Genomic DNA, 25,805 nt, shown 5'->3' with positions numbered 1-25,805 from the left:
GGGCTAGAAAGTAGGTGCATCCATGCAGAGTTCGGTAAATGAGTTCCTGACCCCCCGCCATATCGATGTGCAGGCGGTTAGTCAGACCCGTGCCAAGATCACCCTCGAGCCTCTCGAGCGTGGTTTCGGCCATACCTTGGGCAACGCGCTGCGGCGTATCCTGTTGTCCTCCATGCCTGGCTGCGCGGTAGTCGAAGCAGAGATCGACGGTGTCCTGCACGAGTACAGCGCCATCGAAGGCGTGCAGGAAGACGTGATCGAGATCCTGCTCAATCTCAAGGGTCTGGCTATCAAGTTGCACGGCCGTGACGAAGTCACCCTGAGCCTGAGCAAGAAAGGTCAGGGGCCAGTTCTGGCCTCCGACATTCAGGTCGATCACGATGTCGAGATCGTCAATGGTGAGCACGTCATCGCCCACCTGGCGGACAACGGTTCGCTGAACATGAAGCTGAAAATCGCGCGCGGTCGTGGCTATGAGCCCGCCGATGCGCGTCAGAGCGAAGAAGACGAAACCCGTGCCATCGGTCGTCTCCAGCTCGACGCTACGTTCAGCCCGGTTCGTCGCGTGGCCTATGTGGTGGAAAACGCCCGGGTCGAACAGCGTACCAACCTGGACAAGCTGGTGCTTGACCTGGAAACCAACGGTACCCTGGATCCGGAAGAAGCCATCCGTCGTGCCGCCACCATCCTGCAGCAGCAACTGGCAGCGTTCGTCGACCTCAAGGGCGACAGCGAGCCGGTCGTGGTCGAGCAGGAAGACGAGATCGATCCGATCCTGCTGCGTCCGGTAGACGATCTGGAACTGACCGTTCGTTCGGCCAACTGCCTCAAGGCGGAGAACATCTACTACATCGGTGACCTGATTCAGCGTACCGAAGTGGAGCTGCTCAAGACCCCGAACCTGGGCAAGAAGTCCCTGACCGAAATCAAGGACGTGCTGGCCTCGCGTGGTCTGTCGCTCGGTATGCGCCTGGACAACTGGCCCCCTGCAAGCCTTAAGAAGGACGACAAGGCTACTGCCTGATCGTCATTGTTCACCGAACGATAGTTTGGGAAGGAATTTCAATCATGCGTCATCGTAAAAGTGGTCGTCATCTGAGCCGCACGAGCGCACACCGCAAGGCCATGTTCCAGAACATGGCTGTGTCGCTGTTCGAGCACGAGCTGATCAAAACTACCCTGCCGAAAGCCAAGGAACTGCGCCGCGTTGCCGAGCCGCTGATCACCCTGGCTAAGGAAGACAGCGTCGCCAACCGTCGCCTGGCTTTCGACCGTACCCGTTCGAAAGCTGCCGTCGGCAAGCTGTTCAACGACCTGGGCAAGCGCTACGCCAACCGTCCGGGTGGCTACCTGCGTATCCTGAAGTGCGGTTTCCGCGCTGGCGACAATGCGCCCATGGCGTACGTCGAGCTGATCGACCGTCCGGTCGGCGGTACCGTGGAACAGGCTGCTGAATAAGTAGCTGCGTTCTAGAAAAAGCCGGGCTCATGCCCGGCTTTTTCATGTCCGGTCTTTGGCCCAAGGCCTGGATGGATAGGAAAAGGCATTCAGGGAATTTTCTATCAGGACGCTAGGATCAATAAATTAGTCCTAAAGTATTGCCTTGGCGATACTTCCCTCAGGCGATCAGCCAACGCTATCCAGAGGGAGACAGCCTGTGACCGATACCAAGATCCTTACCACCGCCAGCGGCATTCCGGTGGCCGATAACCAGAATTCCCGTACTGCCGGTCCGCGCGGTCCGCTGATGCTCGACGACTTCCATCTGGTCGAGAAGCTGGCGCACTTCAACCGCGAAGTCATCCCCGAGCGTCGGGTGCATGCCAAGGGCTCCGCGGCCTTCGGCACCTTCACCGTGACCCAGGACATCACTCACCTGAGCAGCGCCAAGCTGTTCGCCAGTGTGGGCAAGCAGACCGAGACCATCCTGCGCTTCTCCACCGTGGGCGGCGAGCGAGGCTCGGCGGATACCGAGCGCGATCCCCGCGGTTTCGCCCTGAAGTTCTATACCGAAGAAGGCAACTGGGACATCGTCGGCAACAACACTCCGGTGTTCTTCATCCGCGATCCGCTGAAATTCCCCGACTTCATCCATACCCAGAAGCGCGATCCCTGGAGCAACCTGAAGAGTCCGCAGATGATGTGGGACTTCTGGTCGCTGTCGCCGGAGTCGCTGCACCAGGTCACCATCCTGTTCTCCGATCGCGGCATTCCGGACGGCTATCGCTTCATGCATGGCTTCGGCAGCCATACCTTCAGCCTGATCAATGCCCAGGGTGAGCGGCACTTCGTGAAGTTCCACTTCAAGAGCCAGCAGGGCATCAAGAACCTGCCCCCGGCCGAGGCGGCGCGCCTGGCCGGTACCGATCCGGACTACAGCCAGCGCGACCTGTTCCAGGCCATCGAGCGCGGTGAATACCCGCGTTGGACGATGTGCATCCAGGTGATGAGCGAGCAGGAAGCGGCGGGCCGCGCCGAGAATCCCTTCGACGTGACCAAGGTCTGGTCGCAGAAGGACTATCCGTTGCAGGAAGTGGGGGTGCTGGAGCTCAACCGCAATCCGCAGAACTACTTCGCCGAAGTCGAGCAGGCGTCCTTCGCCCCGAGCAACGTGGTACCGGGCGTCGGTCTGTCGCCCGATCGCATGCTGCAGGGCCGGGTGTTCGCCTATGCCGATGCCCAGCGCTACCGGGTGGGGACCAACTACCAGCAACTGCCGGTCAATGCCCCGCGCTGCCCCTACGCCAACAATCAGCGTGACGGCGCCATGAGATTCGACGGCAACGGCGGCTCCCTGCCGAACTACGAGCCGAACAGCTATGGGCATACGCCCAAGCAGGCGCCGCAGTACCGGGAGCCGGCGCTGAATTTCGCCGGTCCGGCCGATCGCTACGATCACCGCGTTGACGAGGACTACTTCAGCCAGGCCGGCGCCCTGTTCCGCCTGATGAACCCCGACCAGCAGGCGCTGCTGATCGGCAACCTCGTCGGTGCCCTGGGCTCGGTCACCCGAGACGTCCAGCTGCGCCAGATCGGTCATTTCCTCAAGGCCGATCCTGCCTATGGCATGGGTGTCGCCAAGGGCCTGGGGATAGATCCCAGCGAAGTGGCCTGACCCAGGCAGGCAAGACAGCCCGGCAATCGCCGGGCTTTTTTTCGTCCGTTAAAAAAGTGCTGGAAAGGCTGTCTCGGACGCCTCTGGCGACGTCGCAGTGCTAAGGTTCGCATCAAGCGCGAAAACACGAGGCTCGCTTTGCCGTCATGACAGTGTTCGGGGTGTCTTTGCGTCAGTTCTGGGCGCATGAAAAAGCCAGCTATGGCGTCCGCGTCTTCGTCGCCCTGAGCGGCGCCATGGCCGTCTGCTGGTCGCTGGGTGACCTGCGGTCGCTGTCGCCGGTGTTCCTCGGCATCATCGCCAGTGCTCTGGCGGAAACCGACGACAGCTGGCTGGGGCGATTGAAGTCGCTGGCGGTGACGCTGTTGTGCTTCACCGTCGCGGCCTTCGCCGTGGAACTGCTGTTTCCCTATCCCTGGATCTTCGTGGTGGGCCTGGGCCTCGCCACCTTCAGCCTGACCATGCTGGGGGCGATCGGCGAGCGCTACGCCTCGGTCGCCCAGGCCACGGTGATCCTGTCCATCTATGCCATGATCGGCGTGGACCAGCGCCTGGGGGCCCAGGTGCCGCTGTGGTACGAGCCGGCGCACCTGCTGGCCGGGGCGCTCTGGTACGGGGTGCTGTCGGTGCTCTGGTGCACCCTATTCGCCCATCAGCCCGTGCGCCAGAGTCTGTTCGCGCTCTATGGCGAGCTGGGCATCTTCCTCAAGCTCAAGGCCGAGATGCTCGAACCCGTGCGCGGTGTCGACCTGCATCGGCGGCGCGTGCTGCTGGCCCAGCAGAACGGCAAGGTGGTCCAGGCGCTGAACCAGGCCAAGGCGACCATCCTCAATCGCTTCGGCCGCTCGGGGCGGCCGGGGGCACGCTCCGGTCGCTATTTCCGGCTGTACTTCATGGCCCAGGATATCCATGAGCGCGCCAGCTCGTCGCACTATCCCTATAGCGCCCTCACCGAGGCCTTCTTCCACAGCGATATCCTGTTTCGCTGCCAGCGCCTGCTCAAGTTGCAGGCCGCGGCCTGTTTCAACCTGGGCGAGGCGATCCGGCTCGGTCAGCCCTTCGAGTACGGCCAGCAGAGCCAGCAGGGTCTGATTGACCTCCAAGCCTCGCTGGAACACCTCAAGCAGCAGCAGAATCCCCGCTGGCGCGGCTTGCTGCGCTCGTTGGATCTGCTCGGCCACAACCTCTCGACGTTGGAGCGGCAATTCTCCGAAGCCGGTACCAGCGACTCCGGCGCGGCGGATCTCGACACCAGCCTGCTCGATCCCGCGGCACGCTCCCTGCGCGAGGTATTCCAGCGCATCCGCCTGCAGCTGACCCCGACCTCGCTGCTATTCCGCCACGGCCTGCGCATGGCCCTGGCGTTGATGACCGGCTATGGCGTCCTGCACCTGATCCACCCGGTGAATGGCTACTGGATCCTGCTAACTACGGTGTTCGTCTGCCGGCCGCAATACGGCGCCACGCGGGTACGCCTGGTCCAGCGGATCGTGGGGACGGTGATCGGCCTGCTGCTGGGCAGTGCCCTGCTGGAGCTGTTCACCCAGGCGGAGATCCAGCTGCTGCTGGCGCTGGTCGCCGGGTTGGTGTTCTTCATCACTCGGACCGATCGCTATACCGTGGCCACCGCGGCCATCACCCTCATGGTGCTGTTCTGCTTCAACCAGGTGGGCAATGGCTTCATGCTGATCTGGCCGCGGCTGCTGGACACCCTGCTGGGTTGCCTGATCGCGGTGCTGGCGGTGTTCTTCGTGCTGCCGGACTGGCAGGGGCGGCGCCTGCACCTGGTGATGGCCAATACCCTGCGTACCAATGCGCTCTACCTACGGCGGTTGCACGAGCAGTACCGCACCGGCAAGCGCGATGACCTCGACTACCGGGTGGCGCGGCGCAACGCCCACAATGCCGACGCGACCCTGTCGGCCGCCCTGGCCAACATGCTGCGAGACCCCGGGCATTTCCGGCGCAACCTGGAGGCCGGCTTTCGCTATCTGGCGCTGTCCAACACCCTGCTGGGCTATCTGTCGGCCCTGGGCGCGCATCGCCGCCAGCTGGAAGCGGCCGAGCACGATGCCTTGGTGGAGCGCGCCGTGATCCGGATCGCCGAAGGCATGGAGGCCATCGCCGCGGCGGTGGCCGAACGCCGCAGCCTGCCGCCGACCGCCGAGGAGGAAAGCAGCCTGGCCGATGAATTGGAAGCGGCAGCGGATGACAACGACGATGGCTATCGGCTGGTATGCACCCAGCTGGCGCTGATCTGCCGCCTGCTGCCCAATCTCAAGAGCGCCGCCAACCATACGCTGCGCGAGCAAACCCGCGAACAACCGGACGCGGTGGCTGCCGATGCTTGAGCAAGGCTGGCGCGACGCGCTATGTTGGCCGATGTCCGTCGAATCGTTCGACGCCTGTTTATGCTGGTCTGAAGGCTGTTCCCATTCATGCGTATGCGTCTTCTAGTAGTGGGCGGGGAGAGCGCCCTGGGTAAGGCGCTGCTGACCGCGGGTGCCGAAGCAGGCATCGACTTCATCGCTCCCGAGATCCCCACGGAAGGCTGGTACGCCGCCGGCCTGACCGAGGCGCTGGACCGCGTGCGGCCAGGCGCCGTGATCAATCTCGCCTATTACCGCGACTGGTTGCAGGCGGCGGCGGTGGATCCGGCGCTGCTGCAGCGTCAGGCGCTGGCCGTGCAGCGGCTGGCCGGCCTGTGCCAGCACTACCAGATTCCACTGATCCAGCCGTCCGGCTATCAGCTTTTCGATGGCTCGCGTGTCGCCGGCTATAGTGAAAAGGATCTTCCGCGGCCCGCCGGTGCTCGCGGCGAGGCGCTCTGGCGAATCGAACAACTGGTGCGGGCCCTGTGCCCGATGCACATCCTGCTGCGCCTGGGCTGGGTGCTGGATGACTCCCGTGACGGGCGCCTGGGGCGCCTGCTGCGCCAGTTGGGCACCGAGCAGGTCGTGCCGCTGGCCGGTGACCGGCGCGGCAATCCCACCACGGTCGACGATGTCGCCCGGGTGTTGGTGGCCATCGTCAAGCAGCTCGACTGTGGCGCGCCGCTCTGGGGCACCTATCACTACGGGGCCCAGGAGGCGGTCTCGGAGTTGGGCCTGGCCGAGACCGTGGCCAGGCTCTGGCAGGAGTTCGAGCGACCGGTGCGCTGCGAATGGCAGGAGGTGCCTCACCTGGAGCGCACGGATGCCGCGGAGGAGCCACAACAGGGGGTGTTGATCAGCCGCAAGCTGCTCAACACCTTCGGTATCAAGGCGCGGCGCTGGCAGCAGGAGCTGCCGGCGCTGCTGCAGGGCTTTCGGCAGGACGAGGTAGGTTTCGATGAGTGATGCGCCCATTCTGATCACTGGCGGTGCCGGTTTCATCGGCTCCCATCTGGCCGACGCGCTGCTCGCGCAAGGCAGGAGCGTGCGGATACTGGACGACCTGAGTACCGGCAGGCGGGAGAACCTGCGCCTGGACGACGAGCGTCTCGAGTTGCGGGTGGGCGACGTGGCCGATGCCGCGACCCTGGAGGCCGCGGTGGCCGGCTGCGCGGCGGTGGTGCACCTGGCGGCGGTGGCCTCGGTGCAGGCGTCCGTCGAGGATCCGGTCGGTACCCACATGGCCAATTTCATCGGTACCCTGAATCTTTGCGAGGCCCTGCGCAAGGCTGGGATCAAGCGGGTGGTCTATGCCTCCAGTGCGGCGGTCTATGGCGCCAATGGCCAGGGCCAGGCCATCGACGAGGAGCTGCCCAAGGCGCCCCTCACCCCCTATGCGGCGGACAAGCTGGCCGGTGAGTACTACCTGGATTTCTATCGCCGCCAGCATGGGCTGGAACCGGCGATCTTCCGCTTCTTCAACATCTATGGACCGCGCCAGGATCCCTCCTCGCCCTATTCCGGGGTGATCAGCATCTTCACCGAGCGCGCCCGGCGCCGCACGCCGATCACGGTCTTCGGTGACGGCGAGCAGACCCGTGATTTTGTCTATGTCGCCGATCTGGTGGGCATCCTGGTGCAGGCGCTGGAGGCCCCCGAGGTTTCGGCCGGAGCGGTGAACGTGGGGCGTGGCGAGACCATCAGCCTCAACGGCCTGCTGGCCGAGATCGGTCAGGTGCTGGGTGGCCTGCCGGAGGTGACCCATGGCGCGGCGCGGTCGGGGGATATCCGGCATTCCAAGGCGGATAACAGCCGCCTGCGCGAGCGCTTCGATTTCAGTCGCCCCACCAGCATGGGCGCTGGATTGGCGGCGTTGTTGCGGGGCTAGCGACTGGGGCCAGGGGCGTACCCTGGCCTGTTGGGCTTCGGCGATGGCGCTGTCTTAGCGCCAACCTGCGGCAGGTTGGGCGCCTGCCTTGGCTTAGAAGCGATAGCCCAGGCCGACCATGTAGACCCAGGGATCCACGTCCAGATCGACCTTGGCGCGGGCGCCGAGGGCGGTGTTGTCGACGTGGGCGGTGGTCGAGATATCGATGTAGCGAAGCTGGGCGTTGAGCATCACCCGATCGGTGAGCATGACATCGGCGCCCACCTGGGCAGCCCAGCCCCAGGAGTTGTCGGCGCGGAAATTATCGAAGCCGGCCGCGCTGGCGCCGCTGCCGACGTGCTCGTCGTAGATCCAGGTGTAGTTGAGGCCGGCGCCGACATAGGGCTGGAACGTCGCCTTGGCGTCCAGTGGGTAGTAGACCAGGCTCAGGGTCGGCGGCAGGTGCTTGAGGCTGCCCAGCTTGCCGTTGGCGGCGTCCAGCCCGGTGCCCTTGATGTCGACCTGGTGCTCGAAGGGCGTGGCCGCCAGCAGCTCGAGGCCCAGGTGGTCGGTGAGCATGTAGGCGACGTTGAGCCCCAGCTGGGTATCGCTGTCCATGCTCGCCTTGCCACCCAGGTTGGCACCACTCAGGGCGCCCCGGTCGATCTTGACGTCGGAGCTGCGCTCGTGGGGATCCACGGTGATGGCGCCGGCGCGCAGGATGATGTCGCCGGCCTGGTGGGCCTGGGCGAGCGGGGTGGCCAGGACGAGGGCGAGCAGGCTGAGGCGGAAGAGAGGACGCATGGCAGGGCTCCGAAGGCGCTGAAAAAGGCTCGGAGCAGCCTAGCGAAGGCGGGCCGGCGGACTCTTGATCTCGCTCAAGGGTGGACGCGATCCGCTCAGGAACCGTCTCCCTTGAGGATGTAGGGAAGGATGCGCTGTGCCTGCATCCAGTAGCCGGCGACGGCCACCTCGCTGCGCTGGGTACCCACGCCCAGGCGGCCTTCCACCCAATAGGGCAGGTGCAGCTTGGACAGCCAGAGGTCGTGGCTGCCCTTGACGTAGACGATCTGGTTGCCCGGCGGCGGGGGCACGTGGATGCAGGCGCCGTAGTAGGGCACCAGCAGGAATTCGGTGACCTCGCCCTCGTCGGTGACCAGCAGCGGCACCACGTAGCCGGGCAGGCGTACCTCCTGGCCATCCAGGGCGGCCACCGTGGGGGCGTCCGGCCAGGGCTGGCTGGCGGCCGGACCGTCTTCGCCGAGGCCGTGGTCGATGCTGCCCGGATTGAAGCGCGGCGCATCGGCCGGGACCAGCTCCCGCCAGGCGAGTGGGCGGGGTTCGGCCTGCACCCAGGGCAGCCAGATCAGCAACAGCAGGAGCGCCAGGCGCATGGTGGAGCCTCGTCTACAAACGCACGGACAACCCGTCCGTGAGGGCCTGGCGGCAGCCGCGCCAGGCCGGGATGCAACCGAGCACCAGGGCCGCGAGCAGGATGCCGCCGAGCAGTTGCCCATCGTAGAGCGAGGGCCAGTCTAGCGGCAATGCCAGGCCGTATTCCGCCAGCAACCAGGGCCGCCCCACGGCGATGGCGCCATAGAGCAGGGCCAGCCCAGCCAGGCAGCCGGCCAGGGTGAGGCCCAGCGCCTCGGCCAGCAGCAAACCGAACAGGTGGCGCGGCTGGGCGCCTACCGAGCGCAGGATGGCCATCTCCCGGCGTCTTTCGTTGAGGCTGGCGAGCAGGGCGGTGAGCATGCCCACCAGGCCGGTGAGCACCACGCACAGCGACATCACCAGCAGCGCCTGTTCCGCGGTGCCGAGCAGGCCCCAGAGCTCCTGCAGGGCGACCCCCGGCAGGATGGCCATCAGGGGTTCGCCGCTGTAGTCGTTGATCGCCCGCTGCAGGGCGAAGGTGGCCACCCGGCTCTTGAGGCCGACCAGGGCGGCGGTGAGGTCCTTGGGCGTGAGATCGCGCTTACGGACCTCGGCATCGCTCAGCGAAGGGCCGGGCATGCCGCCGCGCCAGTCCAGGTGCAGGGCGGTCATGCCGGTCAGGGGGATGTGCAGGGTGCGGTCGACCGGGGTGCCGGTGGGGGCGAGGATGCCGGCCACGGTGAAGGGATGGTCGCTGTGCTCGGTCAGGCTGATGGTGGCGACGCCATGGGCCAGCACTATCTTGTCGCCCAGCCGATAGTGCAGCGCCTTGGCCACCTCGGCGCCCAGCACCACCTCGAAGACGTCGGCGAAGGGCCGGCCCTGGGCCAGCCGCAGCGGCTGGTTACGGCCGTAGTGATAGTGGGCGAAGTAGTTGCCGTCGGTGCCCAGTACCCGGTAGCCGCGGTGGGAATCGCCCAGGGACAGCGGGATGGTCCAGGCGACGCGCGGGTCGGCGGCGAGCTTCTCGTAGCTTTCCCAGCGGATGTTGTTGGTGGCGTTGCCGATACGGAACACCGAGTAGAGCAGCAGGTTGACCGCGCCGGAGCGCGCGCCGACCACCAGGTCGGTACCGGCTATGGTGCTGGCGAAGCTGGCCTTGGCCTCGGTGCGCAGCCGTTCGACGCCCAGCAGCAGGGCCACCGAGACGGCGATGGTGAAGACGGTGAGCAGAGCGGTGGCGCGGCGATTGCGCAGGCTGGCCCAGGCTAGCGAGAGCAGTGGCATCCTAGGTCTCCGGCCGGGCGGCATTGAGCTGGGCCAGGGTCAGGTGGCGGTCGAAGCGGCCCGCCAGGCTGCGGTCGTGGCTGACGAACAACAGGCCGGCGCCGGCGGCGGCGCACTCGGCGAACAGCAGCTGCAGGAAGGCGTCGCGGTGGTCGGTGTCGAGGGCCGAGGTGGGTTCGTCGGCGATCACCAGCTCCGGTTGGCCGATCAGTGCCCGCGCGGCGGCCACCCGCTGCTGCTGGCCGATGGACAATTCGCGAGCGGGGCGCGCGGGCAGACCGGGATCGGCCAGGCCCAGGGCGCGCAGCAGGGTGAGGGCCGCGCCCTGGGGGGTACCGTGGCGCGCGCTGGCGCGTTCGCGACGCAGCGTCGAGAACCGGCAAGGCAGCAGGACATTGTCCAGCACCGAGAGAAAGGGCAGCAGGTTGAATTGCTGGAAGAGAAAGCCGCTGTGGTCGACGCGAAAGCGGTCGCGCCGGGCGACGGCGAGCTGGCCCAGGTCCTGGCCCAGCAGGCGTACCTGGCCGCGGCTGGGGCGTTGCACGCCGCCGAGCAGGGCGAGCAGGGTGGTTTTGCCGCTGCCCGAGGGGCCTTCGAGGAACAGCGTCTCGCCCGGCGCCAGGCTGAAGTGCCGGATGTCCAGGCACTCGCGCTGGCCGGGCCAGGCGAAGCCCAGCTCCTGGATCTCGACCAGGGGCGCGGTGGTCACGAGGGTCTCACCATTTCAGCCGCGGCTGCTGGGCGGTGAGTTCGGCGCCCTGCTGGCCACTGGCGACGATGGCCTGGACCTCGACGCTGTGACTGTTGGGGAAGCGGGCGAACCAGCCGGAGAGGTCCAGGCTATCGAGGGCGGCGGGCTTGCTGCAGGTGAAACTCATGCTGGCGTCCACATCCAGATGGCCGCTGGCCTTGGAATCCTTGGCGAACAGCGGGCTCTCGGCGCTGGCCTTGGCCAGCTGGCAACCGGCCGCGGCCGGCAGTTTCACCAACGCCTGGGGTTGTTGCAGGGTCTGCTGCAGCGCGGCGACGGCGTCCTTTTCCGCCTGGCTGTGTGGCGCGTGTTCGAAGCCGAGCAGATCGGCGGCCGGACTGCTCCATTGCAGCTCCAGGCCGGTGTCGGTCTGCGCCAGGTCGAGATGGGATTCGCCATGCACATGGGCACCGAGGGCGCCGTGATCGTGCTCGTCCTGGGTGTCGTGGGCGAAGGCGGGTTGGGCGAGCGCGGCAGCGAGACAGAGGGACAACAGAGGCAGGCGCATGGGCGGCTTCCAGTAGACGGAAAGGCGCTATGTTATGTTGTAGCTTTTCCGTGCTGCAACCCTGGTTTGGCGAAGGTCGACGGCTGTGGGAGCATGGGCCTTCGCAAGACGAGGAGAACACCATGGTACGCATCCGCGGAACCATTGGCAGCCAAGCCGTGGACCTCACGGTCGAGCTGGAAGATTCCGACTGGCAGCGCCTGGCCGCTGCGCTGCGGCCGACCGACATGGCCGCTGTTGCGTCGGCGGCTCCGGCGAACGCGCCCAAGTCGGGTGGCGACATGCTGTGGGATCAGGTGGTGAAGCTGCTCAGCTCCGCCGGGCGGCTCAGCGGGCCGGACATTCTCGTGGCCCTGGAAAAGCTGACCGGCAATCTGGGGGTGGCCAAGCAGCTGCTGGTGCGGCTGAGGCACAGTCCCCAGGTGCGCATGGAGCGGGTAGGAGAGGCGCAGTTCTATATCTGGCAGGGCTGAGGCGGTGATGGAGTAGTGGAAAACGCTGCGCGGTTTTCCACGCTACGGGATGTCCACCGCGCTGGGAGGAATCCCCTGGTGGATAAGGCTGCGTCCGCGGCGACGCAGCCATTCGCCAAGGCCTAGTACAGCGCCTGGTACAGGCGGCGACGATAGGTGGCGACCAGCGGATGGTCGTTGCCCAGCAGGTCGAAGACCTGTACCAGGGTCTTGCGTGGCAGGTCGTCGCCGTAGCCGCGATTGCGGCGGAACAACTCCAGCAGGCCATCCAGTGCCGGTTCGTATTGCTGGCGGGCCAGTTGCTGCACGGCCAACTGGTAGGCGGCCTCGTCGTCATGAGCGTCGCGGGCCAGGCGGCTCTTGAGGTCGGCGACCTCGGGCAGGCTGGCGGCCTGGCGCAGGAAGGTCAGCTGGGCACGAGCGCCGGCCAGGGCCTGCTTGTGCTCATCGCCTTGCACCGCGTCCAGCACCGCCTGGGCGTCGTCCAGTTCATGGCGCTCGGCCAGGCAGCGGGCATAGCAGATCAATGCCAGGGCGTTGCCGTTGTCCTGCTCCAGCAGGGCCTTGAGCAGCGCCTCGGCCTCGGCGAAGCGGCCTTCGGCGAACAGCGCCTGGGCGGCTTCCAGCGGATCTTCCTCGGCCGGCGGCAGGGCCTGGACGTGGGGTTCGAGCAGGGCGCGGATGGCCGACTCGGGCTGGGCGCCGGCGAAGCCGTCCACCGGCTGGCCATCCTTGAACAGCACCACCGTGGGCAGGCTGCGGATGCCGAATCTCATCACCAGTTCCTGCTCGATGTCGCAGTTGACCTTGGCCAGGTGCAGGGCGCCGCCGTAGGACTCGGTGATCTTGGCCAGCAGCGGCATCAGCACCTTGCAGGGCGCGCACCACTCGGCCCAGAAGTCCACCAGCACCGGGGTGGTGAAGGAGGCATCGATGACCTGCTGCTGGAAGGTGTCGAGGGTGGCGTCGAAAATGTAGGGGACCTGGCTCATGGCGGACTCGGCAAACGAAAGATGCACTATAGGTGGGGGCGCCGGGCTTGGAAACAAGGTGGTCCGGTTCAGCCCTGGTAGAGCGTCACGCGGCGGAATTCGTCCGGCTCGGCGAGATCCGGCAGGGTGCAGGCCTGGAGTTCGGCGAGGCGGGTGAAACCGGGGTGGACCAGGTCGCGCACGCGGGAGTCGGCCAGCAGGATCCCCGCGGCGCGATTCTGCAGGTCGCCCAGCAACGGCAGATTGGCGCGATCGTAGAGGACGTCGGCGGCGAGAATCAGCTCGAAGCGCTCGCTGCTGGCATGGAGATCACCCAGGGTCTCGATGACCAGCCCGTTGGCCTGGGCATTGGCGCGACAGGCCGCCAGCGCCAGCGGATCGAGGTCGCAGCAGACCACTCGCGCGGCGCCAGCCCGGGCGGCGGCGAGGCCGGCGATGCCCGAGCCGCTGCCGAAATCCAGTACCTGGCGCCCGGCGATCCGTTCGGGGTGGGCGGCGATCCACTGCGCCAGGGCCAGGCCGCTGGCCCAGCAGAAGGCCCAGTAGGGTGGCGCTTCCAGCAGGCGCTGGGTTTCCGCGGGGGAAAAGGCCCGCGCCATGTTGGCCGGGTCGAGCAGCCACAGCGCCAGGTCGCTGCCGGGCAGCGCCTGCAGGCACAGGCGGGCGTCGCCCAGCAGCGCCGTCAGGGCGGCGGCGAGGTCGGCAGGTGGCGTCACGGGGTCTGGTTCAGCACCAGTTCGCCGAGGTTCTGCGTGGTCGGCCCGCCGACATTCACCGGCGGCAAATAGCTGGCCAGTTGACCGGCCTGGATCAGGCGGGCGTGGAATTCCACCTTGAGATCCGGGCGGGTGGGAAAGATGTCCGGGTTGAAGGGCAGGCGGAAGGCCAGGGGCGCGCCCTTGCCGGTGACCGTCTCGCTGGCCAGCAGCCGCTGCGGCAGGCCCTTGGCGTTGACCGCCAGCAGGGCGATTTCCACCTGGGCGCCGGCCGGGACCAGGCCCTGGGCATTGCGCAGCACGCCGGAAATCTCGCGCAGGTTCGCCGGGGTCGGGGCGCCGGCTACCGGGACCGGCTCTTCCGCCGGGGTGGTGGGGCGCGGCGGGGTAGTTTCCGGCGGGCTGGAGCAGGCAGCGAGCAGACCGATGAGCAGCAGGGGCAGGAGCAGGCGTGGGGTCATGGCAGGATCCGTAGGTCGCGGCCCGCGAGGGCTGCACGGGAGGCTGGAGAGGGGCCGTCGAACTCAGTGCGCTCTTATAGCCCAGCAGCCCCTGGCTGTCGATTCGCCCGGTACCCGGAGGTTCCCGCCGGAGGACGTTGGGTTACCATGGAGGCTTTCCCTCCCGGCGGTCGACTCTCCCATGCATTGTCCCTTCTGCGGCGCCCACGACACCAAGGTCACGGATTCCCGGCTGGTTGCGGCCGGCGAGCAGGTGCGCCGGCGGCGTGAGTGTCTGGCCTGCCAGGAACGCTTCACCACCTTCGAGACCGCCGAACTGGTGCTGCCGCGGTTGATCAAGCAGGACGGTACCCGCCAGCCCTTCGACGAGGACAAGCTGCGCGCCGGCATGCAGCGCGCCCTGGAGAAGCGACCGGTGAGCGTGGAGCGCCTGGAAGAGGCCATCGCCCTGATCAAGCACCGCCTGCGCGCCACCGGCGAGCGGGAGATCCGCTCGCGGGTGGTCGGCGAACTGGTGATGGATGAATTGCGCAAGCTGGACCAGGTGGCCTACATCCGTTTCGCCTCGGTCTATCGGCAATTCCAGGACCTGGCCGAATTCCGCGACGAGATCGAGCGCCTGGCCCAGGATCCGGGCAAGCAGCCGGTATGAGAGACGCAAGCGCGATGAACGACGAACACTGGATGGCCCGCGCCCTCGCCCTGGCGGCCGTCGGCCGCTACAGCACGGCGCCCAATCCGCGGGTGGGTTGCGTCCTCGTCCGCGATGGCCAGGTGGTGGGCGAGGGCTGGCATCGCCAGGCCGGTGGGCCCCATGCCGAGGTGCATGCCTTGCGCCAGGCGGGTGACGCCGCGCGTGGCGCCACCGCCTATGTCACCCTGGAACCCTGTAGTCACCATGGCCGTACGCCGCCCTGCGCCGATGCCCTGGTGGCGGCTGGGGTGGCCGAGGTCGTCGCCGCCATGACCGATCCCAATCCACTGGTTGCCGGCCGGGGGCTGGCGCGGCTCGCCGCCGCCGGCATCGCCACCCGCGCCGGGGTGCTGGAGGCCGAGGCGCGGGCGCTCAACGCGGGCTTCCTCAGCCGCATGTTGCGCGGGCGACCCTTCGTGCGGGTCAAGCTGGCGCTGAGCCTGGATGGCCGTACCGCCATGGCCAATGGCGAGAGCCAGTGGATCACCGGCCCGGCGGCGCGCCAGAGCGTGCAGCGGCTGCGTGCCGAGGCCGGGGTGGTGATCACTGGCGCCGATACCGTACTGGCCGACGGCGCCCGCCTCACCGTACGGACGAACGAGCTGGGCCTGATGGCTGAGGACCTGGCCCTGGCCACCCTGCGCACGCCGCAAAGGCTGCTGGTGGATGGTCGCGGCCGGGTACCCCTCGATGCGCCCTTCTTCCTGGCCGGCACGGCGCGGGTGGCGGGTTGCGTCGCGGACGATCCGGGCTATGCCGCCGCCGGTCACGATTATCTGCCGTTGCCCGGTGCCGCCGGCCAGGTCGATCTGGCTGCCTTGCTCGCCCGTCTGGGAGCCGAACAGGTCAACGATGTCCTGGTGGAGGCCGGACCTCGGCTCGCCGGGGCCTTCGCCCAGGCCGGATTGGTCGATGAATATCACCTGTTCCTGGCGCCCAAATTCCTCGGTTCCAGCGCCCGGCCGTTGCTGGATTGGCCACTGGAGCACCTGGCCGAGGCGCCGCAACTCAGGATCGTCAGCGCGACCCCGGTCGGCGCGGATTTGCACCTGATCGCGCGACCGGCCGGAGAGACCTGAGAACGCTGGTCCCCTGGCGGCAACTGTGTTACAAAACCTGCGCCACCTTGGAGTGGCAAGTTCTCAGGGCGGGGTGCAATTCCCCACCGGCGGTGATGCCCGATCTGATCGGGACGAGCCCGCGAGCGCTCCTCGTTCTCTGCAGCGGGGAGGTCAGCAGACCCGGTTGGATCCCGGGGCCGACGGTCATAGTCCGGATGAGAGAGAACGGGATAGCCTCGCCTGACAGGGGTGCAAGCCCCTCGTCCGTCTGATTTCCCTTCTGTCCGTGCGCCCTGTTTTTTCACCGAAACAGGAGTTCGTCGATGTCTAGCTGCACTGCCTTTTCGGCTCCGCCTCGCGGAGGCCTGAGCTGATGTTCACCGGAATCATCGAAGCCCTCGGCGAGATCCGCGCCCTCACGCCCAAGGGCGGGGACGTGCGCCTCTACGTCGCCACCGGCAAGCTCGACCTTGCCGACGTCAAGCTCGGCGACAGTATCGCCGTAAACGGGGTCTGCCTCACGGCCGTGGACCTGCCCGGCGACGGCTTCTGGGCCGACGTCAGTCGCGAGACCCTCAGCCTCACCAGCCTGGGCGGCCTCAAGCCCGGCAGCCGGGTCAACCTGGAGAAGGCGCTGATGCCCACCAGCCGGCTCGGTGGCCACCTGGTCAGCGGCCACGTGGATGGCCTCGGCGAAGTGGTCTCCCGCGCCGATAACGCCCGCGCCGTGCAATTCCGCCTGCGCGCGCCGGCCGAGTTGGCGCGCTATATCGCGCTCAAAGGCTCGATCACCGTGGATGGCGTCAGCCTGACGGTGAACGCGGTGGACGGCGCCGAATTCGAGCTGACCATCGTGCCCCATACCCTCGGCGAGACGATCATGGCCGACTACCGCCCCGGGCGGCGGGTGAACCTGGAGGTGGACCTGCTGGCCCGCTACCTGGAACGCCTGCTGCTGGGCGACAAGGCCGCCGAATCCAGCAAGGGCGGCGTCACCGAACACTTTCTCGCCGAACACGGCTATCTGCAGCGCTAAGGACGACACCGTGGCACTTTCCAGCATCGAAGACATCATCCAGGACATCCGCGCGGGCAAGATGGTCATCCTCATGGACGACGAAGACCGCGAGAACGAAGGCGACATCATCATCGCCTCCGAATGCGTCACCGCCGAACACATCAACTTCATGGCCCGCCATGCCCGCGGCCTGATCTGCATGCCCATGAGCAAGGGCCTTTGCGAGCGCCTCAACCTGCCGATGATGGCCAGCCGCAACGCCTCCGGCTTCGGCACCAAGTTCACCGTCTCCATCGAGGCCGCCGAGGGCATCAGCACCGGCATCTCCGCCGCCGACCGCGCCCGTACCGTGCAGGCCGCCATCGCCAAGGACGCCAAGGCCGGCGACGTGGTCAGCCCCGGCCACATGTTCCCGCTGATGGCCCAGCCCGGTGGCGTGCTGGCCCGCGCCGGCCACACCGAGGCCGCCTGCGACCTGGCGCGCATGGCCGGCTTCGCCGAGAGCGGAGTGATCTGCGAGGTGATGAACGACGACGGCACCATGGCCCGTCGCGACGAACTCGAGGCCTTCGCCGAGCAGCACGGCCTCAAGGTCGGCACCATCGCCGATCTCATCCACTACCGCCTGCTGCACGAGCACACCGTCAAGCGCATCGACGAACAGCAGCTCGAGACCGAGCTCGGCCCCTTCAAGCTGGTCACCTACCGCGACGAGGTGGAGCGCGACGTCCACCTGGCGCTGATCCGTGGCGACCTGGCCAGCCAGGAGCTGCCGCTGGTGCGGGTGCACAACATGGACCCGCTGCGCGACCTCCTGCAGGTGCACCAGCCGGGCCGCTGGAGCCTGCGCAGCGCCATGGAGCGCGTTGCTCGCGAAGGCGCCGGCGTGGTGCTGCTGCTCGGCCATTCGCTGGAAGGCGACGACCTGCTGGCGCACCTGCGCGAGCCGCTGCCGGTGCCCAAGGCGCTGTCCACCTACAGCACCGTCGGCGCCGGGTCGCAGATCCTGCGCGACCTGGGCATTCGGCAGATGCGCCTGCTCAGCTCGCCGATGAAGTTCAACGCCATATCCGGCTTCGACCTGGAAGTAGTAGAATATCTGCCTCCTGAAGAATGACCCTTCCGCCTGGCGCGCCTGCCCGGGTGGTGCGGCGCGCTTCACCTGGATTTCCACGGACGGGCTGGCCCTCGCCAGCCCTCCGGCTCTTTGACAACTGGACCCGCACATGAACATCAAGACCTTTGAAGGCACCTTCATCGCTCCCCAGGGCCGCTTCGCCCTGGTGGTCGGCCGCTTCAACAGCTTCGTCGTCGAGAGCCTGCTGCAGGGCGCCATCGACGCCCTGGTGCGTCACGGCATCAAGCCGGACGACCTGACCATCATCCGCGTCCCCGGCGCCTTCGAGATCCCGCTGGCGGTGCAGAAGATCGCTCAGCGCGACGAATTCGACGCCATCATCGCCCTCGGCGCGGTGATCCGTGGCGGCACCCCCCACTTCGAATACGTGGCCGGCGAGTGCACCAAGGGCCTGGCCCAGGTCTCCATGGAATTCGGCGTGCCGGTGTCCTTCGGCGTCCTGACCGTCGACTCCATCGAGCAGGCCATCGAGCGTTCCGGCACCAAGGCCGGCAACAAGGGCGCCGAAGCCGCTCTGTCTGCCCTGGAAATGGTCAGCCTGCTGGCGCAGCTGGAGGCCAAGTGAGCGGCGATCTGACTCCGCCCGCGGCCGGCAAGCCCGCGGGCAAGAAGGCCCCCACCGGCAAACTGGCTGCCCGTCGCGAGGCGCGCAGCCTGTCGGTCCAGGCGCTGTACCAGTGGCACATGGCGGGCCAGGCGATCAACGAGATCGAGGCGCAATTTCGCGTCGACAACGATTTCGCTAAGGTCGATGGCGCCTACTTCCACGAAATCCTCCACGGCGTACCGGCCAACAAGGGCGAGATCGACGGGCTGATCCTGCCCTGCCTGGACCGTGCCATGGACGAGGTCGACCCGGTCGAGCTGGCCGTGCTGCGGCTGTCCTGCTACGAGCTGCTCAAGCGCATCGACGTGCCCTATCGCGTGGTGATCAACGAGGGCATCGAGCTGGCGAAGATCTTCGGCGCCACCGACGGCCACAAGTTCGTCAACGGCGTGCTGGACAAGCTGGCGCCCAAGCTGCGTAGCGCCGAGTTGCGCGGCAAGCGCTGAGTCGCGCGCGCCGGCATGGGTGAATTCGAACTCATCCGTCGTTATTTCGCCACGGCGCCCTGTGCCCGTGGCGGTCCCGGCGTGGCCCTGGGTATCGGTGACGACTGCGCCCTGCTGGCACTGGCACCCGGCGAGCAGTTGGCGGTATCCACCGATACCCTGACCGCCGGGGTGCACTTTCCCGATCCCTGCCCGGATGCCTTCGGCCTCGGCCAGCGCGCCCTGGCGGTGAGCGCCAGCGACCTGGCCGCCATGGGCGCCGCGCCCCTGGGCTTCACCCTGGCGCTGACGCTGCCGGTCGTGGAACCGGCCTGGCTGGAAGCCCTGGCCAGAGGGCTCGGCGCCATGGCCGAGCAGTGCGACCTGCGCCTGGTCGGGGGCGATACCACCCGCGGGCCGCTGTCCCTCACCCTCACGGTCTTCGGCCGGGTGCCAAGCGGACAGGCGCTGCTGCGCAGTGGCGCCCGGCCGGGCGACCTGCTGTGCCTAGGTGGCGCGCCGGGCGAAGCCGGCGGGGCCTTGCCCTTCGTCCTCGGCCAACGCACTGCGGATGGCGCTGCCAGTCGGCAGCTGCTGGCGCGCTACTGGGCGCCCCAGCCGCAATTCGACCTCGGTCTCTGGCTGCGCGGCCGGGCGACGGCGGCCCAGGACGTTTCCGACGGCCTGGTGGCCGACTGCGGCCACATCGCCACGGCCTCCGGCGTGCGGCTGGTGCTGGAGACGACGCGGCTGCCGGTGAGTCCGGCCCTGGCCGAGCTGTTTCCCGCCGCCGAGGTGCTGCGCCTGGCCCTGAGCGCCGGCGACGACTATCTGCTGGTCTTCACCCTGCCGCCCGCGCAGGCGCCGGCCCTGGCCGCCGCCTGGCCCCAGGCGCAGGTGATCGGCCGGGTCGAGGCGGGCAGCGGGGTCACCCTCCTGGCTGCGGATGGCCAGCCCCTGTCCCTGACACGGACCGGTTTCCAACATTTCTAGCGCCCTGGCGCGGAGTCCCTTCCTTGAGCGAACAGCAAGCCCCCGCCCAGCCGGTCCCCCCTTCGGTCTGGCGCGATCCCTGGCACTTCCTGGCCTTCGGCCTGGGCTCCGGCACCCTGCCCAAGGCCCCGGGTACCTGGGGCTCGCTGATCGCCTTGCCCTTCGTGCCGCTGTGGCACCTGCTCAGCGGCTGGAGCTATCCGCTGCTGCTGGTGATCCTGACCCTGTTCGGCTGCTGGCTGTGCGGCAAGGTCGCCCGCGAGCTGGGGGTGCATGATCACGAGGGCATCGTCTGGGACGAGATGGTCGGCATCTGGATCACCTTCTGGCTGGCCCCACCGGGGTTGGTCTGGCTGTTGGTGGGTTTCGTCGCTTTCCGCGTGCTAGACATCTGCAAGCCCTGGCCAATCCGCTGGCTGGATGTCAATGTCCGCGGCGGCGTCGGCATCATGGTCGACGATGTACTGGCCGGCATGATCGCCTGGCTGGTGGTCCAGGGACTACATATCGGTTGGGGTCATCTCGTCGGCTGACGAGACACAGGCCCAAGGAGCAGGGCAGTGAAAAAACTGGGCGCGTACGGCCTCTTGTTGGCCGTCGGTTCGCTCGCCTGGGCGCAGCCCCAGGTCAGGGTCGTGGGCTTGTTCAATGGCGCCGCGGTGGTCAACGTCAATGGCCAGCGCAAGCTGCTCAAGGTCGGGCAGCGGCTGGACGAGGTCGAGGTGGTCAGTGCCGATGCCCAGCAGGCGGTGCTGCGCATCGACGGCCGCAACCAGACCTTCACCCTCGACCGCGAGTACAGCGACGGCTACACCGCGCCGCAGCGGCGTGAATTCAGCGTGCCGCGCAGCAACAACGGCCATTACCAGGTGACCGCCAACGTCAACGGCCGCCCGGTATCGCTGCTGGTGGACACCGGCGCCACCAGCGTCGCCCTGAGCGGGGCCCAGGCCGATCAGCTCGGCATCCCGTACCGCGACGGCACCCCGGGCTGGGTTGAAACCGCCAGCGGCCATGCCCGCGCCTGGCGCACCACGCTCAAGCAGGTGCGCCTGGGTGACGTCGAGGTGGTCGGGGTGGACGCCATGGTGCTGGAGGGCAACTACCCCAGCCAGGGCCTGCTCGGCATGAGCTTTCTCAACAGGGTTGGCTGGCGCGAGGCCCAGGGCATCTTCTACGTCCAGGCGCGTTGATAGATCGCCTGGTATCGTCGTCATAACCCCTGGCGATGACGCCGGAGCCGGGGAAAAGGTTACAATGTACGTCTTTCCCCCTCAGGAGCCCGCAGGTGTCCGTCGTCTTTGTCGCCGCCTCCCAATTGCCCACCCCCTTCGGCCTGTTCACCATGCACGGTTTTCTCGACGAGACCGATGGCAAGGAGCATGTCGCCCTGACCTTCGGCGACGTGGCCGACGGCGAGCCGGTCCTGGGACGGCTGCATTCCGAGTGCCTGACCGGCGACGCCCTGTTCAGCCTGAGATGTGACTGCGGCTTCCAGCTGGAAGCGGCGCTGCGTGCCATCGCCGAGGCCGGTCGCGGCGTGCTGCTCTACCTGCGCCAGGAAGGACGGGGCATCGGCCTGCTGAACAAGATCCGCGCCTACGAGTTGCAGGATGCCGGCGCCGATACCGTGGAAGCCAACGAGCGCCTGGGCTTCGGGGCCGACCAGCGTACCTATACCCTGTGCAAGCCGATGCTCGAACACCTGGGCGTCAGCTCGCTGCGGTTGATGACCAACAACCCGCGCAAGGTCAAGGCGCTCGAAGCGCTGGGGATCCCGGTCGCCGAACGGGTACCCCTGCAGGAAGGCCTCAACCCGCACAACCGCCGCTATCTGCTGACCAAGGCCGGCAAGCTCGGCCACATGCTCGGCAACCTGCACCAGAACGAAGACAGCACGGAAAAGGCGCCCTAGGGCGCCTTTTTCTTAACCGGCAACGGGTCGCGCTCAGGCTTCCTTGCGCAGCCCGGCGGATGACGTCGCCAGGTCGGCCAGCGCTAGGCGTGCCCGCACCGCCCGCTCGATACCGGCGACGTCCAGGCCGCACTCGGCGAGCATCTCGGCCGGCTTGGCATGTTCAATGTAGCTGTCCGGCAGGCCCAGGTTGAGCACCGGCTGGACCAGGGCGTTGGCCTGCAGGAATTCGTTGACCGCACTGCCGGCGCCGCCCATGACGCTGTTCTCCTCGACGGTGACCAGCAGGTCGTGGTCGGCGGCGAACTGGCGGATCAGCGCCTCGTCCAGCGGCTTGACGAATCTCATGTCGGCGACGCTGGCGTCCAGCCGCTCGGCGACCTGCAGAGCCTCGGTCAACTGCACGCCGAACACCAGGAAGCCGACCCTGGGGCCGTTCTTCAGGCTGCTCTGGCGACGCACCACGCCCTGGCCGATGGGCAGGGGCTCCAGGCCGGGATCGAGGGCGGCATTGGGGCCGCTGCCGCGGGGATAGCGCACCGCGGCCGGGCCCTGGTGACGATAGCCGGTGGTGAGCAGGCGGCGCAGCTCGTTCTCGTCGCTGGGCGCCATGATCACCATGCCGGGGATGCAGCGCAGGTAGGACAGGTCGAAACTGCCGGCGTGGGTCGGACCGTCTTCGCCGACCAGGCCGGCGCGGTCGATGGCGAACAGCACATCGAGGTTCTGCACCGCCACGTCGTGGATCAGCTGGTCGTAGCCGCGCTGCAGGAAGGTGGAATAGATGGCCACCACCGGCTTCATGCCGTCGCAGGCCAGGCCGGCGGCCAGGGTCACCGCATGCTGTTCGGCGATGGCCACGTCGAAGTAGCGCTCGGGATAGCGCTCGGCGAAGCGGATCAGGTCGGAGCCTTCCTTCATCGCCGGGGTGATGCCCACCAGCTTGGCATCGGCGGCGGCCATGTCGCACAGCCAGTCACCGAAGATATTGGAGTACTTGGGCGCGCCCGGGCGCTTGGGCTTGGCGTCCAGCGGTTCCAGCTTGGTGATGGCGTGGTAGCCGATGGGATCGGCCTCGGCGATGGACAGGCCCTTGCCCTTGCGGGTGATCACATGGAGGAACTGCGGACCCTTGGCGTCGCGCAGGTTGCTCAGGGTGCTGACCAGGGTTGGCAGGTCGTGCCCGTCGATGGGGCCGATGTAGTTCCAGCCCAGCTCCTCGAACAGGGTGCCGGGCACCAGCATGCCCTTGGCGGCTTCTTCGGTACGGCGGGCGATTTCCCAGGCCCCGGGCAACTTGGACAGGGCCTTCTTGCCGTTCTCGCGCAGGTGCTGGTAGGTGCGGCTGGAGAGCAGCCGCGCCAGGTAGTTGGACAGGCCCCCAACATTGCGCGAGATGGACATGTCGTTGTCGTTGAGCACCACCAGCATGTTGGCACCGGTGTCCGAGGCGTGGTTGAGCGCCTCGAAGGCCATGCCCGCGGTCAGGGCGCCGTCGCCGATCACCGCCACCGACTTGCGCTCGAGACCCTGCAGCTGGGCGGCGATGGCCATGCCGAGGGCGGCGCCGATGGAGGTGCTGGAGTGACCGACGCCAAAGGTGTCGTACTCGCTCTCGCTGCGCCGCGGGAAGGCGGCCAGGCCGTCCTTCTGGCGCAGGCTGGCCATGCCTTCGCGGCGACCGGTGAGGATCTTGTGCGGATAGGCCTGGTGGCCGACGTCCCACACCAGCCGGTCTTCCGGGGTATTGAAGACGTAGTGCAGGGCCACGGTCAGTTCGATGACGCCGAGGCCGGCGCCGAAGTGACCGCCGGTCTGGCCAACGGTCCACAGGAGAAAGGCGCGCAGTTCGTCGGCGACGGCTTCCAGCTCGGCATCACCGAGCTGGCGCAGCTGGACCGGCGAGTCGATGCGGTCGAGCAGGGGCGTCGCGGGACGCTGGCGGGGAATCTCGTGAAACGTCTTGGGCATCTGGCTGATCACTTTGCGCAGAGAATTAGGCAGTTTACCCGATGCCCGCGTGGCATCCCAACAGCGGACAGGGCGTCTTGTTATGCCCCTGTGACAACGGACCCGAGGGCAAATGCGGCCCGGGTCACGAGTTTTTCCGCGGGCGGGGGCTAGCTGCGTCGCGCCACGATGTAGCGTGCCAGGGCGCGCAGGGGTTCGGCCGGCTCGCCGAGGGGCGCGAGGGCGGCCAGGGCGGTGTCGCGCAGTTCCAGGGCGTAGGCCTTGGCCGCGTCCAGGCCGAGCAGTGCCGGGTAGGTCGGTTTGTCGCGGGCGAGGTCGGCGCCCTGGCGCTTGCCGAGGGTCTGTGTATCGCTCTCGATGTCGAGCACATCGTCCCAGACCTGGAAGGCCAGGCCGATGGCCTCGGCGTAGCGGGCCAGGGCGTCGCGCTCGGCGCTGCCGGCGGCGTCGCTGGCCAGGGCGCCGAGTTGCACGCTGGCGGCGATCAGGGCGCCGGTCTTGTGCAGGTGCATGGTTTCCAGCGCCGGCTGGTCGATACGCCGGCCGACCGACTCCAGGTCGATGGCCTGGCCGCCGACCATGCCAGCTGGACCGCTGGCGCGGGCCAGCACCGCGACCATCTCCAGGCGCACGGCGGCGTTCTGGGGCGCGCTCAACAGGGTCTCGAAGGCCAGCGTCTGCAGGCCGTCGCCGGCGAGGATGGCGCAGGCTTCGTCATAGGCCTTGTGGGTGGTGGGCCGGCCGCGGCGCAGGTCGTCGTCGTCCATGGCCGGCAGGTCGTCGTGGACCAGGGAATAGGCATGGATCAGCTCCACCGCGCAGGCGGCCTGGTCGGCGCGCGCCGGATCGCCGCCCAGGGCTTCGCAGGCGGCGTAGACCAGCAGCGGCCGGACCCGCTTGCCACCGCCCATGACGCTGTAGGCCATGGCGGCATAGAGCCGGGCGAGTTCGGCGCGGGGGGCGGTGAAGAGCGGGGCGAGGGCGGTGTCGACGCGGGTCTGGCAGCGTTGCTGGTAAGCCTCGATCATGCGTCGTCCCCGAGCGGGGCGAAGGGCGCGGCGCTGAGTTCGCCATCCTTTTCCAGCAGGATCTGCACCTTCTGCTCGGCCTGGGCCAGGGCGCCCTGGCATTCGCGGGTCAGGCGGATGCCCTGCTCGAAGGCGCCGAGGGAGTCCTCCAGGGACAGCTCGCCGCTTTCCAGGCGTTCCACCAGGGTCTGCAACTCGGCCAGGGATTGTTCGAAGTCGGGAGCTTTCTTGCGGGCCATCGGGATTCTCGGCAGAGGCGATCGGATCGCCGGAAGGTAGCAACAGGTCGGCCATTGTGCCACAGCCATCGGCGCCGCTTGACGCCGTGCCCAGGCAGGCTCTAGGGTAGCGGTCATGAATACGCGCAGCCACCAACGCCCCCGCATTATTACCGCCATTACCTGATGGCGGGACAGCGTTAGCTGCGCAACCAAACCCGCCCAAGAGGCGGGTTTGTACTTTCTGACTCCTGGGCCCCGACGAAACACCCCAGGAGCCCACCATGACCGCCCAGGAACCCGCCACCGACCTCTTGCAGCGGTATGCCCGCAAGACCCTCGAGGCCCCCGTCTACGACGTGGCGATCGAAACGCCTCTGCAACCGGCGCGGGCGCTGTCCGAGCGGCTGGGCTGCCAGGTGCTGCTCAAGCGCGAAGACCTGCAGCCGGTGTTCTCTTTCAAGATCCGCGGTGCCTATACCAAGCTGGCCAGCCTCTCGACCGAGGAAAAGGCCCGCGGGGTGATCGCCGCCAGCGCCGGCAACCACGCCCAGGGCCTGGCCCTGGCCGCTCGCGAGCTGGACGTGCGGGCGATCATCGTGATGCCTCGTACCACCCCCGAGCTCAAGGTCATCGGCGTGCAGTCCCGCGGTGGCGAGGTGGTGCTGCACGGCGATGCCTTCCCCGATGCCTTGGCCGAGGCGCTGCGCCTGGTCAAGGAGCAGGGCTACACCTTCGTGCCGCCCTATGACGACCCAGACGTCATCGCCGGCCAGGGCACCGTGGCCATGGAGATCCTGCGCCAGCACCCCGGTCGCCTG

At 67.6% G+C, this 25,805-nt stretch carries 29 protein-coding genes and 1 riboswitch; of the genes, 18 read left to right on the top strand and 11 right to left on the bottom strand.

Annotation, left to right across the window (positions count from 1 at the left end; all coding sequences use genetic code 11):
- Window positions 1-22: 22 nt before the first annotated feature.
- From FSV73_RS24870 to FSV73_RS24845, 6 genes are all read left to right on the top strand, one after another.
- Window positions 23-1,024: a DNA-directed RNA polymerase subunit alpha gene (locus FSV73_RS24870; protein WP_059316454.1), complete on the top strand. Its 1,002-nt coding sequence runs from the start codon at window positions 23-25 to the stop codon at window positions 1,022-1,024.
- A 44-nt stretch (window positions 1,025-1,068) separates the two neighbouring features.
- Window positions 1,069-1,458 (top strand): 50S ribosomal protein L17, encoded by a 390-nt coding sequence (gene rplQ / locus FSV73_RS24865; RefSeq protein ID WP_007161227.1) that lies wholly within the window; start codon window positions 1,069-1,071, stop codon window positions 1,456-1,458.
- Window positions 1,459-1,657: 199 nt separating this feature from the next.
- Window positions 1,658-3,115 carry a catalase gene (locus FSV73_RS24860; RefSeq protein ID WP_145013004.1) on the top strand — a complete coding sequence of 486 codons (1,458 nt, stop codon included), beginning with the start codon at window positions 1,658-1,660 and terminating at the stop codon, window positions 3,113-3,115.
- Between the two features lie 146 nt (window positions 3,116-3,261).
- The gene (gene yccS, locus FSV73_RS24855; RefSeq protein ID WP_186309346.1) at window positions 3,262-5,466 is read left to right on the top strand and encodes a YccS family putative transporter; all 2,205 of its coding nucleotides are present in this window, start codon (window positions 3,262-3,264) and stop codon (window positions 5,464-5,466) included.
- Window positions 5,467-5,553: 87 nt separating this feature from the next.
- The gene (locus tag FSV73_RS24850; RefSeq protein WP_186309345.1) at window positions 5,554-6,453 is read left to right on the top strand and encodes a sugar nucleotide-binding protein; all 900 of its coding nucleotides are present in this window, start codon (window positions 5,554-5,556) and stop codon (window positions 6,451-6,453) included.
- Entirely contained in the window at window positions 6,446-7,375 is a 930-nt protein-coding gene (locus tag FSV73_RS24845; protein ID WP_145013002.1) for an NAD-dependent epimerase/dehydratase family protein, read from the top strand. Before FSV73_RS24850 ends, FSV73_RS24845 begins: the two co-directional genes overlap by 8 nt.
- 93 nt (window positions 7,376-7,468) lie before the next feature.
- Here FSV73_RS24845 and FSV73_RS24840 read toward each other — a convergent pair whose 3' ends face one another.
- The 5 genes from FSV73_RS24840 to FSV73_RS24820 form a co-directional block, all read right to left on the bottom strand.
- A complete protein-coding gene (locus FSV73_RS24840) occupies window positions 7,469-8,158 on the bottom strand; it encodes an OmpW/AlkL family protein (RefSeq protein WP_145013000.1) in 690 nt (229 codons plus the stop codon).
- Between the two features lie 95 nt (window positions 8,159-8,253).
- Window positions 8,254-8,748 carry a DUF3299 domain-containing protein gene (locus FSV73_RS24835; RefSeq protein WP_145012999.1) on the bottom strand — a complete coding sequence of 165 codons (495 nt, stop codon included), beginning with the start codon at window positions 8,746-8,748 and terminating at the stop codon, window positions 8,254-8,256.
- Between the two features lie 13 nt (window positions 8,749-8,761).
- A complete protein-coding gene (locus FSV73_RS24830; protein WP_145012997.1) occupies window positions 8,762-10,015 on the bottom strand; it encodes an ABC transporter permease in 1,254 nt (417 codons plus the stop codon).
- A 1-nt stretch (window position 10,016) separates the two neighbouring features.
- Window positions 10,017-10,724 (bottom strand): ABC transporter ATP-binding protein, encoded by a 708-nt coding sequence (locus tag FSV73_RS24825; protein ID WP_145012995.1) that lies wholly within the window; start codon window positions 10,722-10,724, stop codon window positions 10,017-10,019.
- A gap of 7 nt (window positions 10,725-10,731) precedes the next feature.
- Window positions 10,732-11,274, bottom strand: a complete 543-nt coding sequence (locus FSV73_RS24820) for a ZrgA family zinc uptake protein (RefSeq protein ID WP_145012993.1) — start codon at window positions 11,272-11,274, stop codon at window positions 10,732-10,734.
- A gap of 122 nt (window positions 11,275-11,396) precedes the next feature.
- Here FSV73_RS24820 and FSV73_RS24815 point away from each other — a divergent pair, with 122 nt between their 5' ends.
- Window positions 11,397-11,747 (top strand): hypothetical protein, encoded by a 351-nt coding sequence (locus FSV73_RS24815; RefSeq protein WP_145012991.1) that lies wholly within the window; start codon window positions 11,397-11,399, stop codon window positions 11,745-11,747.
- Window positions 11,748-11,869: 122 nt separating this feature from the next.
- Here FSV73_RS24815 and trxA read toward each other — a convergent pair whose 3' ends face one another.
- The 3 genes from trxA to FSV73_RS24800 all read right to left on the bottom strand — a co-directional run bounded on the left by trxA (window position 11,870) and on the right by FSV73_RS24800 (window position 13,916).
- Entirely contained in the window at window positions 11,870-12,739 is an 870-nt protein-coding gene (gene trxA / locus FSV73_RS24810) for a thioredoxin (RefSeq protein ID WP_145012990.1), read from the bottom strand.
- 68 nt (window positions 12,740-12,807) lie between these two features.
- On the bottom strand, window positions 12,808-13,455 hold the full coding sequence (locus FSV73_RS24805; protein ID WP_145012988.1) for a class I SAM-dependent methyltransferase: 648 nt from the start codon (window positions 13,453-13,455) through the stop codon (window positions 12,808-12,810).
- Window positions 13,452-13,916: a YbaY family lipoprotein gene (locus FSV73_RS24800; protein WP_145012986.1), complete on the bottom strand. Its 465-nt coding sequence runs from the start codon at window positions 13,914-13,916 to the stop codon at window positions 13,452-13,454. The genes FSV73_RS24805 and FSV73_RS24800 overlap by 4 nt, the downstream gene beginning before the upstream one ends.
- 181 nt (window positions 13,917-14,097) lie before the next feature.
- Here FSV73_RS24800 and nrdR point away from each other — a divergent pair, with 181 nt between their 5' ends.
- The 10 genes from nrdR to ribA all read left to right on the top strand — a co-directional run bounded on the left by nrdR (window position 14,098) and on the right by ribA (window position 21,767).
- Window positions 14,098-14,568 carry a transcriptional regulator NrdR gene (nrdR, locus tag FSV73_RS24795; protein ID WP_007161213.1) on the top strand — a complete coding sequence of 157 codons (471 nt, stop codon included), beginning with the start codon at window positions 14,098-14,100 and terminating at the stop codon, window positions 14,566-14,568.
- Window positions 14,565-15,689 carry a bifunctional diaminohydroxyphosphoribosylaminopyrimidine deaminase/5-amino-6-(5-phosphoribosylamino)uracil reductase RibD gene (gene ribD, locus FSV73_RS24790; RefSeq protein WP_145012984.1) on the top strand — a complete coding sequence of 375 codons (1,125 nt, stop codon included), beginning with the start codon at window positions 14,565-14,567 and terminating at the stop codon, window positions 15,687-15,689. Before nrdR ends, ribD begins: the two co-directional genes overlap by 4 nt.
- 55 nt (window positions 15,690-15,744) lie before the next feature.
- A riboswitch (FMN riboswitch) is annotated at window positions 15,745-15,902 on the top strand.
- A 142-nt stretch (window positions 15,903-16,044) separates the two neighbouring features.
- Window positions 16,045-16,707: a riboflavin synthase gene (locus FSV73_RS24785; RefSeq protein ID WP_145012982.1), complete on the top strand. Its 663-nt coding sequence runs from the start codon at window positions 16,045-16,047 to the stop codon at window positions 16,705-16,707.
- Window positions 16,708-16,717: 10 nt separating this feature from the next.
- The gene (gene ribBA, locus FSV73_RS24780) at window positions 16,718-17,806 is read left to right on the top strand and encodes a bifunctional 3,4-dihydroxy-2-butanone-4-phosphate synthase/GTP cyclohydrolase II (protein ID WP_145012980.1); all 1,089 of its coding nucleotides are present in this window, start codon (window positions 16,718-16,720) and stop codon (window positions 17,804-17,806) included.
- Window positions 17,807-17,915: 109 nt separating this feature from the next.
- Window positions 17,916-18,392, top strand: coding sequence for a 6,7-dimethyl-8-ribityllumazine synthase (ribH, locus tag FSV73_RS24775; protein ID WP_007161209.1), 477 nt, complete (start codon window positions 17,916-17,918; stop codon window positions 18,390-18,392).
- A gap of 8 nt (window positions 18,393-18,400) precedes the next feature.
- The gene (nusB, locus tag FSV73_RS24770) at window positions 18,401-18,880 is read left to right on the top strand and encodes a transcription antitermination factor NusB (protein WP_027599169.1); all 480 of its coding nucleotides are present in this window, start codon (window positions 18,401-18,403) and stop codon (window positions 18,878-18,880) included.
- A 15-nt stretch (window positions 18,881-18,895) separates the two neighbouring features.
- Window positions 18,896-19,852, top strand: a complete 957-nt coding sequence (thiL, locus tag FSV73_RS24765; protein ID WP_145012978.1) for a thiamine-phosphate kinase — start codon at window positions 18,896-18,898, stop codon at window positions 19,850-19,852.
- Window positions 19,853-19,875: 23 nt separating this feature from the next.
- The gene (locus tag FSV73_RS24760) at window positions 19,876-20,385 is read left to right on the top strand and encodes a phosphatidylglycerophosphatase A family protein (RefSeq protein ID WP_145012976.1); all 510 of its coding nucleotides are present in this window, start codon (window positions 19,876-19,878) and stop codon (window positions 20,383-20,385) included.
- Between the two features lie 27 nt (window positions 20,386-20,412).
- Window positions 20,413-21,045: a retropepsin-like aspartic protease family protein gene (locus FSV73_RS24755; protein ID WP_145012974.1), complete on the top strand. Its 633-nt coding sequence runs from the start codon at window positions 20,413-20,415 to the stop codon at window positions 21,043-21,045.
- Between the two features lie 95 nt (window positions 21,046-21,140).
- Window positions 21,141-21,767 (top strand): GTP cyclohydrolase II, encoded by a 627-nt coding sequence (ribA, locus tag FSV73_RS24750; RefSeq protein WP_145012972.1) that lies wholly within the window; start codon window positions 21,141-21,143, stop codon window positions 21,765-21,767.
- 33 nt (window positions 21,768-21,800) lie between these two features.
- On the opposite strand, the gene dxs is transcribed toward ribA, so the two are convergent.
- The 3 genes from dxs to FSV73_RS24735 all read right to left on the bottom strand — a co-directional run bounded on the left by dxs (window position 21,801) and on the right by FSV73_RS24735 (window position 25,005).
- Window positions 21,801-23,738 carry a 1-deoxy-D-xylulose-5-phosphate synthase gene (gene dxs, locus FSV73_RS24745; RefSeq protein WP_145012970.1) on the bottom strand — a complete coding sequence of 646 codons (1,938 nt, stop codon included), beginning with the start codon at window positions 23,736-23,738 and terminating at the stop codon, window positions 21,801-21,803.
- A gap of 149 nt (window positions 23,739-23,887) precedes the next feature.
- Entirely contained in the window at window positions 23,888-24,766 is an 879-nt protein-coding gene (locus FSV73_RS24740; RefSeq protein WP_145012968.1) for a polyprenyl synthetase family protein, read from the bottom strand.
- A complete protein-coding gene (locus FSV73_RS24735) occupies window positions 24,763-25,005 on the bottom strand; it encodes an exodeoxyribonuclease VII small subunit (RefSeq protein WP_145012966.1) in 243 nt (80 codons plus the stop codon). The genes FSV73_RS24740 and FSV73_RS24735 overlap by 4 nt, the downstream gene beginning before the upstream one ends.
- A 263-nt stretch (window positions 25,006-25,268) precedes the next feature.
- Between FSV73_RS24735 and FSV73_RS24730 the strand changes: the two genes are divergently transcribed.
- Window positions 25,269-25,805: pyridoxal-phosphate dependent enzyme (locus FSV73_RS24730; protein WP_145012964.1), on the top strand; the 537-nt coding region annotated here is incomplete at its 3' end.

The sequence above is a fragment of the Pseudomonas oryzihabitans genome (genome assembly GCF_007665395.1).
Lineage (GTDB): Bacteria > Pseudomonadota > Gammaproteobacteria > Pseudomonadales > Pseudomonadaceae > Chryseomonas > Chryseomonas psychrotolerans_C.
The sequence above is the reverse complement of the archived record's forward strand: the minus strand, read 5'-3'. Positions and strand labels throughout refer to the sequence as shown.